This is a genomic window from Streptomyces jumonjinensis (genome assembly GCF_009600885.1).
GTDB lineage: Bacteria > Actinomycetota > Actinomycetes > Streptomycetales > Streptomycetaceae > Streptomyces > Streptomyces jumonjinensis.
This window is the reverse complement of sequence record NZ_VCLA01000145.1, coordinates 2,910-17,190: the sequence shown is the minus strand read 5'-3', so window position 1 is coordinate 17,190 and position 14,281 is coordinate 2,910. Positions and strand designations below refer to the sequence as shown.

The following is a 14,281-nucleotide window of genomic DNA, read 5'->3' as shown; positions in this document are numbered from 1 at the left end:
TTGTCCGTTATGCACAGCCCTCATGACCCCTATGTCCGCGTCCGTGACGCCCGGGAGCACAATCTCCGCGGTGTCGACGTCGACATCCCCCGTGACGCCCTGGTCGTCTTCACCGGGGTCTCCGGGTCGGGGAAGTCCTCGCTCGCCTTCGGCACGATCTACGCGGAGGCCCAGCGGCGCTACTTCGAGTCCGTCGCGCCCTACGCCCGCCGGCTCATCCACCAGGTGGGCGTGCCGAAGGTGGGCGAGATCACGGGGCTGCCGCCCGCGGTCTCGCTGGAGCAACGGCGCTCCTCCCCCACCTCCCGCTCGTCGGTCGGCACGGTCACCACGCTCTCCAACTCTCTGCGCATGCTGTTCTCCCGGGCGGGCGACTACCCCGAGGGCGTGCCACGGCTGGACTCGGACGCCTTCTCGCCGAACACCGCCGCCGGGGCGTGCCCCGAGTGCCATGGTCTGGGCCGGGTGCACCGCACCGACGAGGAGCTGCTCGTGCCCGATCCCTCGCTGTCGATCCGCGAGGGCGCGATCGCGGCGTGGCCGGGCGCGTGGCAGGGCAAGAATCTGCGCGATGTGCTGGACGCCCTGGGGTACGACGTCGACCGGCCGTGGCGCGAGCTGGCGCGGCGGGACCGGGAGTGGATCCTTTTCACCGACGAGCAGCCGGTGGTCACGGTGCATCCGGTGCGGGAGGCGGGCCGTATCCAGCGCCCGTACCAGGGCACGTATGCGAGCGCCCGGCGCTATGTGCTGCACACCTACGCCGATTCGAAGAGCCAGACGCTGCGCGCCCGGGCCGAGCGCTTTCTGACCAGTGCGCCCTGTCCGTCCTGCGGGGGCGGCAGACTGCGGCCACAGGCGCTGGCGGTCACCTTCGCGGGCCGGACCATCGCCGAGCTCTCGGCGCTGCCGCTGACCGTGCTCGCCGGGGTGCTCGGCTCGGCGGACGGCGACGAGACGGCGCGGGTGCTGACCGCCGATCTGCTGGCCCGGATCGCCCCGGTCACCGAGCTGGGGCTCGGCTATCTCGGCCTGGACCGGGCGACGCCCACGCTCTCCAGCGGTGAGTTGCAGCGGCTGCGGCTGGCGACCCAGCTGCGGTCCGGCCTCTTCGGGGTGGTGTACGTACTGGACGAGCCGTCGGCCGGACTGCATCCGGCGGACACCGAGGCCCTGCTGGTGGTCCTGGAGCGGCTGAAGGCCGCGGGCAACTCGGTCTTCGTCGTGGAGCACCATCTGGACGTGGTGCGCGGCGCGGACTGGATCGTGGACGTGGGCCCCCGGGCGGGCGAGCACGGAGGTCTGGTGCTGCACAGCGGGCCGGTGGCGGAGCTGGCGTCGGTGGCGGAGTCGGCGACCCGGAGGTTTCTCTTCGGCGGCTCGCCGGCAGCCGCGCGCCCGCCGAGGCGGAGCACCGGATGGCTGGAGATCGGCCCGGTGACCCGGCACAATCTGCGAGCTGTCGGGACCCGGGTGCCGCTGGGGGCGCTGACGGCGGTCACCGGGGTCTCCGGGTCGGGAAAGTCCACGCTCGTCGGGGCCATCACCGCGGGATCGCCGGGCGTGGGCAAGCTGGTGACGGTGGATCAGAAGCCGATCGGCCGCACTCCCCGTTCCAATCTGGCCACCTACACGGGTCTGTTCGACGTCGTGAGGAAGCTCTTCGCGGCCACCGACGAGGCCGGGGCCCGTGGCTACCGGGCGGGCCGGTTCTCGTTCAATGTGGTGGGCGGGCGGTGCGAGACCTGTCAGGGCGAGGGGTTCGTCTCGGTCGAGCTGCTGTTTCTGCCGAGTACGTACTCGCCCTGCCCGACATGCCGTGGCGCGCGCTACAACCGGGAGACACTGGAGGTCCGTTACCGGGGTCTGGACATCGCCGGGGTGCTGGATCTGACCGTGGAGGCGGCGGCGGAGTTCTTCGCCGGCGTCCCGGCGGCGGCCCGCGGTCTGGGCGCCCTGCTGGAGGTGGGGCTCGGCTATCTGCGGCTGGGTCAGCCCGCCACCGAGCTGTCGGGCGGCGAGGCCCAGCGGATCAAGCTGGCGACGGAGCTTCAGCGGCTGCGCCGCGACCACACCCTCTATGTCCTGGACGAGCCGACGACCGGGCTGCACCCCGCCGATGTGGAGGTGCTGATGCGCCAGTTGAACGGTCTTGTGGAGGCGGGACATTCGGTGGTCGTCGTGGAGCACGACATGGATGTGGTCGCGGCTGCCGACTGGGTGGTCGACATGGGGCCGGGCGGCGGCGACGAGGGCGGACGCGTCGTCGCCACGGGCACCCCGGCCGAGGTCGCCTCGGCAGCGGGGAGCCGTACGGCGCCGTTTCTGGCGACCGCCCTCGGGGACCGTCAGGCGTAGGTGTAGAACTGCGTGTGGTCCAGCATGTTCTGCGGGGTGGTGCTGGTCCAGGGCGGCATGGTCTCGTTCAGGTCGATCACATCGGCCGTGGCCCCGGCGGGGAGGTACTCGGCGCTGGTCGGGTGGAGCTTGTGCCAGTCGACCCAGAGCTTGTCGACGAACGCGTGGTGCAGCCAGAACACCGGATCGTTCGGGGAGACGCTCGACTCCATCTGGCCCCAGACCCAGGAGTGCACCCGGTTGTGCATGCTCAGATAGCCGTCCGCGCCTTCGAGCCTGGCGCGGAAGCCGGCCGAGCCGTCGCGGAAGGGCGCCGAGTCATAGGTGGGAATGGCGAGGGCGGCGTCGACCTCGGCCCGGGTCGGGAGCGAGGGGACGCGGTAGGCCAGATTGCGGGCGAGGAACGGGCGGCTGTCGACCTGGATGTTGATCGGCCAGTTGCCGGCGGAGTACGCGAAGGGGCCGTCCATCACCTGGTCGTCCAGGGCGCGTCCGGTGCCGCCGAGGAAGTCCGGCGCCCAGATCGAGGAGGCGACGGTGTTGTCGGCGGTCCAGTCCCAGTAGGGGATCGACACCGACCAGTTGACCTTCTGGAGCTCCTTCTCGAAGTCGATGAGGAACTTGCGGTGCCAGGGCAGGAACGACGGGCCGAAGTGGCCCACGTATACCCCGGTGTTCATGTCCAGCGCGAAGCGGAGGCGGTGGGCGGCGACGAACTCGTCGTACACGCCTCTGCGCTTGACTTCGAGTACGGCGTCGACGAAGGCTTTCTTCTCGGCGGCCGTGAGGTTCGCCTGGTTCTTGCGTATGGTCATGGCGAGGGCTCCCGGCTCAGGCGGTGGGATCGAAGGGGACGACGACCGCGCCCTTGAGTGAGGTGACCGCGGTGCGCGCGGCGTCGAGCGGGGTCTCGAACCTCACGTAGTGGTTGATCGGGCTGCTCCAGCCGCTCTTCCCGTGCTTCATCACCTGGAGTTCGCGGCCGTCGATGAGGACGCGGTAGCCGTTTGTGTGCCCGCCGTGCCCATGGGCGTGGGCAGCGGCGTCATCGGCGGGCATGCCCTGGATGCGGCGGCCCTGGAAGACCTCGTCGAAGGGCGCGAGCTCGCCGGCGCCCTTGGGCTTCGCGGCCTCGCCCTTGTTCTTCGCCGGGTTCTTCGCCGGTGTGGTGTCGTCCGCCGATGCGGTGGCCACACCGGCGAGCGCTAGGCCCGCCGCGGCGCCGGTGACGGCGCCCACGGCCTGACGACGGGTGAGTCTGGACATGACTGATAACCCCCAGAAGGATGGCGGGAGGCGGCTCCCGGATCGGATGGGGCCGCCTCGCCCATGCCTACACGGACAGTGATGACCCGTAGTAGGGGGGTCATTTCGGTTGGCTGTCATCTGGACATTCCTGATGGGCCGCGCGAAGGCCGTCGCCATGGATCTTGCTCCGCGCGGGTGCCCCAGAGGCTCCAGAAGAGGAGATTCAGCCGTTCATGTGCCTCTCATGTGAAGATCTTGCGGAATCCATGGCGTCTCGCTACGCAGTGATCATGGCGCAAACATGTCTGAAAATCTACGCAACCACTTGCCCGATACACCCTATTGGCCGGTTCCTAAATCCGGGGCGTCAGCGGCCCCAGTCTCCGCCGACTACCGCTTGACCTTGCGGTTTGCCCGCAGCCACTCCTTGTTCATGGCCGCGATGGACGGCAGCGGAATGCCCTTGGGGCAGGCCGTCGCGCACTCACCGGCCAGGGTGCAGCCGCCGAAGCCCTCGGCGTCCATCGTCGCCACCATGTCGAGCACCCGGGTCTCACGCTCGGGCACGCCCTGCGGCAGCACATTGAGATGGTTGACCTTCGCCGAGGTGAAGAGCATCGCCGAGCCGTTCGGGCAGGCCGCGACGCAGGCTCCGCAGCCGATGCACTCGGCGTGCTCGAACGCGAAGTCGGCGTCCGGTTTGGGCACGGGCGTGGCATGCGCCTCGGGGGCGGCTCCGGTCGGGGCGGAGACATAGCCGCCGGCCTGGATGATCCGGTCGAACGCGGACCGGTCGACGACCAGGTCCTTGATCACGGGGAAGGCGGCGGCACGCCAGGGCTCGACGTCGATGGTGTCGCCGTCGCGGAAGGAGCGCATATGGAGCTGGCAGGCAGTGGTGCGCTCGGGCCCGTGGGCGTCGCCGTTGATGACCAGGCCGCACGCGCCGCAGATGCCCTCGCGGCAGTCGTGGTCGAAGGCGATGGGGTCCTCGCCGCGCAGCAGCAGTTCCTCGTTGAGGGTGTCGAGCATCTCCAGGAAGGACATGTCCTCGGAGACGCCGTCGACCTCGTAGGCGGCCATCTCGCCGGTCGCGGCGGCGTCGCGCTGACGCCAGACGCGCAGTTTGAGTTTCATGCGTAGCTCCGCTGGGTGGGGTGGACATACTCGAAGACGAGGTCTTCCTTGTGCAGCACGGGCGCTTCACCGGTCCCGGTGAACTCCCAGGCGGCGACGTAGCCGAACTGCTCGTCCTTGCGGGCGGCCTCGCCGTCCGGGGTCTGGGACTCCTCGCGGAAGTGACCGCCGCACGACTCGGACCGGTGCAGCGCGTCCAGACACATCAGCTCGGCGAGCTCCAGATAGTCGACGACGCGGTTGGCCTTCTCCAGCGAATGGTTGAACTCCTCACCGGTGCCGGGGACCTTGATCCGCCGCCAGAACTCCTCGCGGATCAGGGGGATGCGGTCGAGCGCCTTGCGCAGCCCCTCTTCCGTACGGGCCATTCCGCAGTACTCCCACATCAGCTCGCCGAGTTCGCGGTGGAAGGAGTCGGGGGTGCGGTCCCCGTCGACGGAGAGCAGCAGATTCAGCCGGTCCTCGGTCTCGGCGAGCACCTCGGCGACCGCCGGGTGGGAGGCGTCGGGCCGGTCCGCGAGAGGGGCGCGGGCCAGATAGTCGTTGATGGTGGACGGCAGGACGAAGTACCCGTCGCCGAGCCCCTGCATCAGCGCGGAGGCGCCCAGCCGGTTGGCGCCGTGGTCGGAGAAGTTGGCCTCGCCGATGGCGAAGAGCCCGGGGATCGTGGTCCGGAGGTCGTAGTCCACCCAGAGCCCGCCCATGGTGTAGTGCACGGCGGGGTAGATCCGCATGGGCGTCTCGTAGGGGTTCTCCGCGGTGATCCGCGCGTACATGTCGAAGAGGTTGCCGTACTTCTCCTCGACCTTCTCCCGGCCCATGCGCCGGATCGCGTCGGCGAAGTCGAGATAGACGCCCTGGCCGCCGGGGCCGACGCCGCGTCCCTCGTCGCAGACGTTCTTCGCGGCGCGGGAGGCGATGTCGCGGGGGACGAGATTGCCGAAGGAGGGATAGATCCGCTCCAGGTAGTAGTCGCGCTCGTCCTCGGGGATCTGATGCGCGGGCCGCGTGTCGCCGTGGGCCTTGGGCACCCAGATACGGCCGTCGTTGCGGAGCGACTCGCTCATCAGGGTCAGCTTGGACTGGTGATCGCCGGTGCGCGGGATACAGGTGGGGTGGATCTGGGTGAAGCAGGGGTTGGCGAAGTACGCGCCGCGCCGGTGGGCACGCCAGATCGCGGTGGCGTTGGAGTTCATGGCGTTGGTCGACAGATAGAAGACATTGCCGTAGCCGCCGGTCGCCAGCACCACCGCGTCGGCGAAGTGGCTGGAGATCTCGCCGGTGATCAGATCACGGGCGACGATGCCACGGGCCCGTCCGTCGATCACGATCAGATCGAGCATCTCGGTGCGGGCGTGGAGGACGACGTTTCCGGCGGCGATCTGCCGGGAGAGCGCCTGATAGGCGCCGAGCAGCAGCTGCTGCCCCGTCTGGCCCCGGGCGTAGAAGGTACGGGAGACCTGGACGCCGCCGAAGGAGCGGGTGTCCAGGAGTCCGCCGTACTCGCGGGCGAAGGGCACGCCCTGCGCCACGCACTGGTCGATGATCTCCACGGATATCTGGGCGAGCCGGTGCACATTGGACTCGCGGGCCCGGAAGTCGCCGCCCTTGACGGTGTCGTAGAAGAGACGGTGCACGGAGTCGCCGTCGTTGCGGTAGTTCTTGGCGGCGTTGATGCCGCCCTGGGCGGCGATGGAGTGGGCGCGGCGGGGCGAGTCCTGGTAGCAGAACTGCTCGACGTGGTAGCCCTGCTCGCCGAGGGTGGCTCCGGCCGCGCCGCCGGCCAGTCCGGTGCCGACGACGATGACGGTGTGCTTGCGGCGGTTGGCCGGGTTGACGAGTTCGGCCTCGAAGCGGCGGCGGTCCCAGCGTTCGGCGATGGGACCGTCCGGGGCGCCGGCGTCGGCGATCGGCTCGCCGGTCTCGTACTGCGGATAGCTCATATCAGCTCACCACTCCGGTCATGACGGCGACGGGCACGGCGATGAATCCCGCGGTCAGCACCAGCGCGAGGCCGCTTGCGACGGCCTTGAGGGCGCGGTCGCGGGAGGCGCTGCCCGCGCCGAGGGTCTGGGCGGCGCTCCAGAAGCCATGGCGGACATGGAGTCCCACGGCGAGCATCGCGGTGATGTAGACGACGTTGCCGTACCAGGTGGAGAAGGTGGCGACGACGTTCTCGTAGGGGTGGCCCGGCTGGGCGTTCTCGTTGACGGTCAGCGTCGTCAGATCGAGGATGTGCCAGACGATGAAGAGCGCGATGATCACGCCGCCCCAGCGCATGGTGCGCGTGGCGTAGCTCGCGCGCCGGCGCTTGTGCGCGTAGGCGACCGGGCGGGCCTTGATGTCGCGCCTGCTGAGCTGGTACGCGGAGACCGCGTGCGCCGCCACGGTGGCGAGCAGCACGAGGCGGACGATCCACAGGGCCCACTCCTCGTGCAGGACGGGTGCGCCCATGGTCCGCAGCCAGTGACCGTACTCGTTGAACTCCCGCGGTCCGAAGAAGACCTTGAGGTTGCCCATCACATGGGCGACGAGATAGCCGAGCATCAGCAGGCCGCTCACGGCCATGACGGCCTTCTTGCCGACGGTCGATCCCCAGAAAGTGCGCTGGGGCGACGGTTTTCGGTCCGTCCCCCGCTGCCGCGTCCGCGTTGCCAGAGCCATGGGGGAACCGTAGGTCCGGATGGTTCAAGAGGTCCAAGACATGATCTGGCTGATCTCCATAGGCTACGCCTATCGTGGATCTAGGGTGGCCGTATGCAGTTCCAACAGCTTCTGTACTTTGTGGCGGTCGCCGAGACCCGGCACTTCACCCGCGCCGCCGAGCGGGTCCATGTCTCCCAGCCCTCGCTCTCGCAGCAGATCCGGGCGCTGGAGAGCGAGCTCGGGGCGGAGCTCTTCAGCCGGGCGCGCGGCAATATCGGGCTCACCGAGGCGGGGGCGGCGCTGCTGCCGCTGGCCCGCCGGATTCTGGCGGACGCGGACACCGCCCGGCTCGAAGTGCAGGAGCTGGCGCAGCTGAGGCGCGGCCGGGTGCGGCTGGGGGCGACGCCGAGTCTGTGCACGGGGCTGCTGCCCGAGGTGCTGCGGGTCTTCCACGACCGGCATCCGGGCATCCGGCTGCTGATCGAGGAGGGGGGCTCGCACGATCTCGTACGGCAGCTGGCGCGCGGAGCGCTGGATCTGGCGCTGATCGTGCTGCCGCTGCCGCCGGGGTCGCCGGCGCTGACGACGGTGGAGCTGCTCCAGGAGGATCTGGTGGTGGTGTCGGCCGCGGCCGGGAAGGCGCCGCGGCGGCCGGTGCGGATCGCCGATCTGCGCGATCAGCCGCTGGTGATGTTCCGGCACGGCTACGACCTGCGCGAGCTGACGGTCGCGGCGTGCCGGGCGGCGGGGTTCGAGCCGGGCTTCACGGTGGAGGGGGGCGAGATGGACGCGGTCCTGGGGTTCGTCCGGGCGGGGCTGGGGATGGCGGTGGTCCCGAGCATGGTCGCGGACCGGGCGGGTCCGGGGTTCCGGGTGACTCCGCTGGCGGGGCCGGGGCTGCGGCGGACGATCGCGCTGGCGCACCGCAGTGATGTGGCGCCGCCGAGGGCGGCGCGGGAGTTGCAGCGGGTGCTGCTGGAGTCACGGTCACTGTGACGGCCGGCGCCTTACGGGAGCCGGTGCGGGAGCCGCCGCGCCGGCCTCCGGTTCGCCTGAGGTGCCCGGCGTGCCCCGGACATCGGATTCGCCCTTCTCGCCCATCCGACTCGCACGGTCAATTTCCCCATTTGTCGGCTTTTGGCGTGAGATGTTCATTCTGCGGCGTCTTCCGGAGGGAAGCGCATCGGCCGAGAAAGGGGCTCACCATGCCGGCGGATTTCCTCAGCCTGCCCAATCCGGAGTCGATCCGGATCATCGACTTCGACGTGGCGGAGATCGTGCCCATCCCCTTCGGGGACCACTCCTACGTCCTGGTCGTCAGCGGCACCAAGCCTTTTCTGAACATGCGGGTCCAGCTCTCCCCGCGCATCTACATCGAACAGCCGGAGTACTGGGGCATCGAGGTGCTCGGCGATCTCTCCGGCTTCGGGCTGCCCGCGCTGGGGCCGTACACGGTGACCCTCCCGCTGAACGACCTCTTCGGGAGCAAGGGAATCGAGGTCATCGGGGCGAACACCAGCAAGAAGCTGGACCGCCCCTACTAGGTCGTGTCTTCAAAGTCCCGTCTGTCTGCCGTGCCCTGGCACGCACGCTCGCTGCGTTGTCGTCAGTCGCCAATGCTCCGCAGTGGCTCCTTCCTCCGCCTTGCGATGCACGCACCAGACCCCGCCAGACCCGCCCTCCGGGCGGACGACGCTACTTTGAAGACACTCCCTAGGCTCCGCCGATCATGCCGAGAGGGCTCCGGCCCTCTGGACGGAACGTCCTGTCCAGAGGGCCGGAGCCCCGGGGTCCGAATGCCCCGGGGTCCGAAAGCCCGGCCGTCAGATCGCGTCGGCCAGGGAGAGGGCGTGCAGCAGCTCCGGCGGGCCCGGACGGGCGTAGTACCAGCCCTGGGCCGTGTCGCAGCCCAGCTCTCTCAGCCGGTCCGCCTGCGCGCCCGTCTCGACCCCCTCCACCGTGACCGCCAGCTCCAGGCTGTGCGCCAGCGAGACGATCCCCTCCACGATCTTCAGATCGACCGGATCGACCGGCAGCTGCTGCATCCCCTGGGTGAAGGAACGGTCCAGCTTCAGAACGCTGACCGGCAGTCTGCGCAGATTCGCCAGGTTCGAGTAGCCGGTGCCGAAGTCGTCCAGCGCGATGTCCACGCCCATCTCGGCGAGTTGGCGCAGCGGCCGGAGCAGCGTCTCATCGGCCCCGATCAGCGCCGATTCGGTGACCTCCAGACAGAGCACGCCCGGCGCCAGGCCGGAGCGCTCCAGGACCGCGACGGTGTCGGTGACCAGGCCGGGATGCTGGAGCTGGGCGGGCGAGAGGTTCACATTGATCCGCAGCGGACCGCCCTCGGTGTGATGCTCCTGCCAGTACCGCGCCTGGCGTACCGCCTCCTGGAGCACCCAGCGGCCCAGCGGGACGATCAGACCGGTGCGCTCGGCCAGCGGAATGAACTGGTCCGGTCCCAGTATCCCGTGCTGTGGATGGGACCAGCGCACCAGCGCCTCGGCGCCGTGCACGCTGCCGTCGTCCATGTGCACCAGGGGCTGGTACTCGATGAAGAACTCACCGCGCTCCAGCGCCGCGGGCAGCGCGGTGGTCAGTCCGTGGCTGGTGATGGCGCGGGCGTCCAGTTCGGGGTCGGCGGTCTCGCAGCGATTGCCGCCCGCCGACTTGGCCCGGTACATGGTGATGTCGGCGCTGCGCAGCACCTCGGCCGGGGTGCGCTCGCCCGCGGGGCCCTCGACGATCCCGATGGAGCCGCGCACGGAGAACTCGCGTCCGTCCACCCGGATCGGCGCGGCGAGCGCCGCCAGGATCCGGGCGGCCAGTTCATGGACCTCGTGCTGGGTGTCGGGCCCGGTGGTGAGCGCCACGAACTCGTCGCCGCCGAGGCGGGCCACCATCTCGCCGGGGGCGGTGGCGCAGCTCTGGAGCCGGTCGGCGACCTCCACCAGCAGCCGGTCCCCGGTGGCATGGCCGAGGCTGTCGTTGATGGCCTTGAACCCGTCGAGATCCAGATAGCAGAGCCCGAACCGGGAGCCCTCGCCCTTGGCGAGCGCCTTCTCCAGCCGCTCGAAGAACAGCGTCCGGTTGGGGAGTCCGGTCAGGGCGTCATGGGTGGCCTCGTACCGGAGCCGCAGATTGAGCAGCCGGCGCTCGGTGGTGTCCTCCAGGAGGGCCAGCTGGTACTGGGGCCTGCCCTCGGGGTCCCGCAGCAGGGAGACCGTGAGATTGGTCCAGAGCACGGTGCCGTCATTGCGGAAGAACGGTTTCTCCACCCGGAAGTGCTCGCGTTCGCCCCGGATCAGCTCCCGGTGCAGCTGCCAGACATGGGGCCGGTCCTCGGGGTGTGCCCACTCGGTGACCTTCTTGCCCCGCACATGGTTCTCCAGGCCGCCGAACATCCTGGTCAGGGTCTCATTGACCTCCAGCACATTGCCTTCGAGGTCGGCGATCCCGATGCCGATCGCGGCTCCCTCGAACACGGCGCGCAGCCGGGTCTCGGTGGCGTGCAGGGCGTTGACGGCGTCGGAGCGGGCCTGGAGCGTGGAGCGCGCGATGGCCTCCTGCTCGGCGAGGGTGCGCTCGCGCAGCCCCCCGGCGAAGCCCGCGGCGAGCGCGTGCTGGAGCCGGGCGCAGCGGGCGCGGCTCTCCTCCGCGGACGGTTCGGGCCGCTGCCCGGGGCCGGAGCCGCAGTAGAGCACGAGATACGCGTCGATGACGCCGAGGGTGCGGCTGAGCGCCTCCGGATCGGTGCAGTGCGCGTCGATGAGCGCGGCCCCGACCCGCTGGGCCGCGTGGGGGTCGAAGGGGTGGGCGTGCAGCGATTCGCTCAGCGTCCGGGCCAGGGGCAGCAGACGCTCCTCGACTTCGGCGCGGGTGAGCGAGGTCGCCGTCACCGGGAAGACGGCCCGGCTCCAGATGGTCGCGAATCGGCGGAGTCTGTCCTCAAGACCGTCGGGGTCCGTCTGGGGACCCACCGCCTGCGGGGGCGTCATCACGCCTTGCGCCCCACCCCGGCGAAGCCTGTGAAGGCATATGGGTCATCCTGCTCGGCGGAGGCGTCGGGCCGCCAGTCGGGCGGTGACACCAGTCCGGGCTCGACCATCTCGTACCCCTCGAAGAACCTGGCTATCTGTTCCCGTGAGCGCATGCTCAGCGGATTGCGGATGTCACGGTAGACCTGAACGGCGCCGGCCGCCTGCTCCTCGGGCACCGGCATTCCGCCGTACGACGTGTGGTTGATGACGAGCAGACTTCCGGGTGCGAGCGCCGCGCCCAGTTCGGCCACCGCGCCGTACGGGTCGTCCGCGTCCTCGACGAAGTGGAGCACGCAGTACAGCAGCAGCGCCACCGGCTGTGCCAGGTCCAGCAGCCGGGCGAGCTCGGCGTTCTCCAGGATCTGGCGGGGTCTTCGCAGGTCGGCGGCGATGACGCCCGCCCGGGTCTCCTCACCGAGCACGGCCCGGCTGTGGTTGACCGCGACGGGGTCGTGGTCGACGTACAGCACCCGGGAGCCGGGGTCGGCCGCCAGCGCGACCTCATGGACGTTTCCATGGGTCGGGATGCCGGAGCCGACGTCGAGGAACTGGGTGACGCCCTGGCCCGCCGCGTACCGCACCGACCGGCGCATGAAGGCCCGATTCGCCTGCATGACCTTGGGCAGTCCGGGCATGAACTCCATCGCCCGGCGGGCGGCTTGACGGTCGATCTCGAAGTTGTGCGAGCCGCCCAGGTAGAAGTCGTACATTCGGGACACGCTCGGCACCGAAATGTCGATGCCGGGCGGGGCCCAGGCGGGTCGCTCCATCGATCTCTCCAACCAAGTCGCCACAGTGGCCAGGGGAAGTCCGGCCATGCACATGGCCAGTGTTCGAGCCGAGGCTACTGATCGGCCGCCAATTGAGCGAGCCCAAACGGAAATTCACGATCCGTTCTTGGTCACATATCGGGGCGGCGACCGGCCCGCCGCGCGGGAGCGGCGCGGGGCGGGACGGCGGAGACCGGTGTCGGTGCGCGGGGGCTACTCGGGCGCTCCGACCAGCTTTCCCTGCGGGCTGACCGCGTACCAAGTGCCGCCGACGCCTTGTCCGTTGACGTCTCCCGGCTTGCTGTCGCCGGCGAAGGTGTAGAGGGGCCAGCAGTCGATGGTCTGCTGCTTGACGCCGTCGGGCCGGCTGAACGTGACATAGCCCTTCTTGAGGATTCCCTTGGTGTCATTCTTGTCGACAGGGGCGACAACCGGCCATTTCTTGAGGCACTCACCGGTGCAGGCCGTCTTCATGGGCCAGGCCGAGTCCTTCACGAACCGGTAGACGGTCATACCGTTCCTGTCGATGACGATCTCGCCGAGCTCGGGGTCCTTGCGGGTGGACAGGCCGACTCCGGCCTCCCCGCCGCCCGCGTCGTCCGCGGAACCGGAACCGGAGCCGGAACCGGAGCCGGAACCCGAACCGGAGCCCGCGCCGGCCTCGGCCTTCTTGCCGTCGGGTGCGGCGGCGAACCAGGTGCCGCCGACGCCCTGGCCCTTGGCGTCGCCGGGCTTGGTGTCCTTGGCGAACCGGTACATCGGCCAGCCGGCGATGGTCAGCTGCTTGGAGCCGTCGCTCCGGGTGACCTCGCCGATCAGGTCGGCGTCGACCCCCGGTGCGGGCGACGCGCCGCCCGCGGCGACCACGGGCCAGGTCTTGGCGCAGTCGCCCTCGCAGGTCGCCTTGGGCGGCGAGGCGGTGTCGTTGTCGAAGCGGTAGAGGGTGAGGCCCGCGCTGTCGGTGACGACCGAGCCGAGCTCCTCGCTCTCCCATACGGCGAGCTGGCCGGCGGGCTCGGCCGCCGTCCGGGCGCCGGAACCGGAGTCGGAGCCGTACCCCCCGTTTCCGGGCTGGGCCTGGCCCGCGGCCTCGGCCGGCTGCGCCTTGGAGCTCTCGTCGCCCTTCTCCTGACCGCACGCCGTCGTCAGTACGAGCACGGCCGCCGCGGTCACCGCGAGGGAGGCGTTCCGCCAGGTGTTCATGTCCACTCCAATTGTCCGTCGGACCTTCGCGGCGCCGGGGCGCGCCGTTCATGGCCCTGGATACGGACCGGATGCGGCGGAGCGTTCAAACGTCTCCGAAAAATTCTCGGGACGCCAGGAGAAGCCGCCTCGGAGAACATCCGCCGGGGAGGGACCCCCCTATCGGTTCCCGTACGGGGTGCGCCGGATACCGGATGCGCCGGACAGCGCGCCCGGCCGTCCTCCGCACGGCGTATGCCGGATGACCCATTCGCCCGACAGCGATCGCGGGGCCGCGGACGGGCTCTTAGCGTTTCGGTCATCGAGGGGCATTTACTTCCTTGTGTGGAAACTGTTCCGCGGCTGCTCCTCGGGGAACCCGGAGGAAATCACCATGCGCGCGATATGTGCCGCATTCGCAGCCGTGCTGTCAGCCACCACCGCCCTCACCCTCGCCGCCCCCGCCGCGACGGCGGCGCCCGGCGGCGGGGACGGCAAGGCGGAGGGCAGGGCGACGCCCCTCTTCACCGCCAGTCCCTCGACCGTCGCACCGGGCGGGCGGGTCTCCCTGTCCGCGAGCGGGTGCAACACCACGGCGACCGCGTCGTCCGGCGTCTTCGAAGCCGTGACCATCCGTCCCGGCACCTCGTCCGTGGCCACGGTGTACGCGGACGCCCGGCCCGGCGCCCAGTACTCGGTCCAGTTCACCTGTGGTAGCCAGCGGGGCTCGTTCAATCTCGCCATCGCGGGCGGGAGCTCGACGCCCACCATCAGCTCCACCGCCGCCGTCAGCGCGCCCGCCGCCGTGAGCGCGACGGCTTCCGCCACCCCCGAAGGGGTACGAGGCGGGCTCGGCGGCAGCGTCGGGGAGGCCGACGCCGGGCAGATCGCGATCGGCGC

12 protein-coding genes are annotated in these 14,281 nt (G+C 70.1%); 4 read left to right on the top strand and 8 right to left on the bottom strand.

The features are described 5' to 3' along the window. Positions 1-9: 9 nt before the first annotated feature. Complete coding sequence (locus tag FF041_RS17565; RefSeq protein WP_153523690.1) at positions 10-2,358, top strand: excinuclease ABC subunit UvrA; 2,349 nt, start codon at positions 10-12, stop codon at positions 2,356-2,358. Here FF041_RS17565 and FF041_RS17560 read toward each other — a convergent pair. From FF041_RS17560 to FF041_RS17540, 5 genes are all read right to left on the bottom strand, one after another. Beyond that, positions 2,349-3,173, bottom strand: a complete 825-nt coding sequence (locus tag FF041_RS17560; RefSeq protein ID WP_153523689.1) for a tyrosinase family protein — start codon at positions 3,171-3,173, stop codon at positions 2,349-2,351. The two genes, FF041_RS17565 and FF041_RS17560, sit on opposite strands and share 10 nt — an antisense overlap. 16 nt (positions 3,174-3,189) lie before the next feature. Continuing rightward, positions 3,190-3,624 (bottom strand): apotyrosinase chaperone MelC1, encoded by a 435-nt coding sequence (gene melC1, locus FF041_RS17555; protein WP_153523688.1) that lies wholly within the window; start codon positions 3,622-3,624, stop codon positions 3,190-3,192. Between the two features lie 372 nt (positions 3,625-3,996). Beyond that, positions 3,997-4,743 (bottom strand): succinate dehydrogenase/fumarate reductase iron-sulfur subunit, encoded by a 747-nt coding sequence (locus FF041_RS17550; protein ID WP_153523687.1) that lies wholly within the window; start codon positions 4,741-4,743, stop codon positions 3,997-3,999. After that, positions 4,740-6,686 (bottom strand): fumarate reductase/succinate dehydrogenase flavoprotein subunit, encoded by a 1,947-nt coding sequence (locus FF041_RS17545; RefSeq protein WP_153523686.1) that lies wholly within the window; start codon positions 6,684-6,686, stop codon positions 4,740-4,742. Before FF041_RS17545 ends, FF041_RS17550 begins: the two co-directional genes overlap by 4 nt. 1 nt (position 6,687) lies before the next feature. Continuing rightward, positions 6,688-7,407 (bottom strand): succinate dehydrogenase cytochrome b subunit, encoded by a 720-nt coding sequence (locus FF041_RS17540; RefSeq protein WP_153523685.1) that lies wholly within the window; start codon positions 7,405-7,407, stop codon positions 6,688-6,690. Positions 7,408-7,500: 93 nt separating this feature from the next. On the opposite strand from FF041_RS17540, the gene FF041_RS17535 reads away from it, so the two are divergent. Beyond that, a complete protein-coding gene (locus FF041_RS17535; protein ID WP_153523684.1) occupies positions 7,501-8,385 on the top strand; it encodes a LysR family transcriptional regulator in 885 nt (294 codons plus the stop codon). 209 nt (positions 8,386-8,594) lie between these two features. Further along, positions 8,595-8,933 carry a hypothetical protein gene (locus tag FF041_RS17530; RefSeq protein WP_153523683.1) on the top strand — a complete coding sequence of 113 codons (339 nt, stop codon included), beginning with the start codon at positions 8,595-8,597 and terminating at the stop codon, positions 8,931-8,933. A 279-nt stretch (positions 8,934-9,212) separates the two neighbouring features. Here the strand turns inward: FF041_RS17530 and FF041_RS17525 are convergent, their stop codons facing one another. From FF041_RS17525 to FF041_RS17515, 3 genes are all read right to left on the bottom strand, one after another. Then, positions 9,213-11,387, bottom strand: a complete 2,175-nt coding sequence (locus FF041_RS17525; protein ID WP_153523682.1) for a putative bifunctional diguanylate cyclase/phosphodiesterase — start codon at positions 11,385-11,387, stop codon at positions 9,213-9,215. Further along, the gene (locus FF041_RS17520; RefSeq protein WP_153523681.1) at positions 11,387-12,199 is read right to left on the bottom strand and encodes an SAM-dependent methyltransferase; all 813 of its coding nucleotides are present in this window, start codon (positions 12,197-12,199) and stop codon (positions 11,387-11,389) included. The genes FF041_RS17525 and FF041_RS17520 overlap by 1 nt, the downstream gene beginning before the upstream one ends. Positions 12,200-12,412: 213 nt before the next feature. After that, positions 12,413-13,402, bottom strand: coding sequence for an SCO0930 family lipoprotein (locus FF041_RS17515; RefSeq protein ID WP_153523680.1), 990 nt, complete (start codon positions 13,400-13,402; stop codon positions 12,413-12,415). Positions 13,403-13,775: 373 nt separating this feature from the next. Between FF041_RS17515 and FF041_RS37955 the strand changes: the two genes are divergently transcribed. Further along, the coding region (locus FF041_RS37955) for a hypothetical protein (RefSeq protein ID WP_194292064.1) at positions 13,776-14,281 on the top strand (506 nt) is incomplete at its 3' end.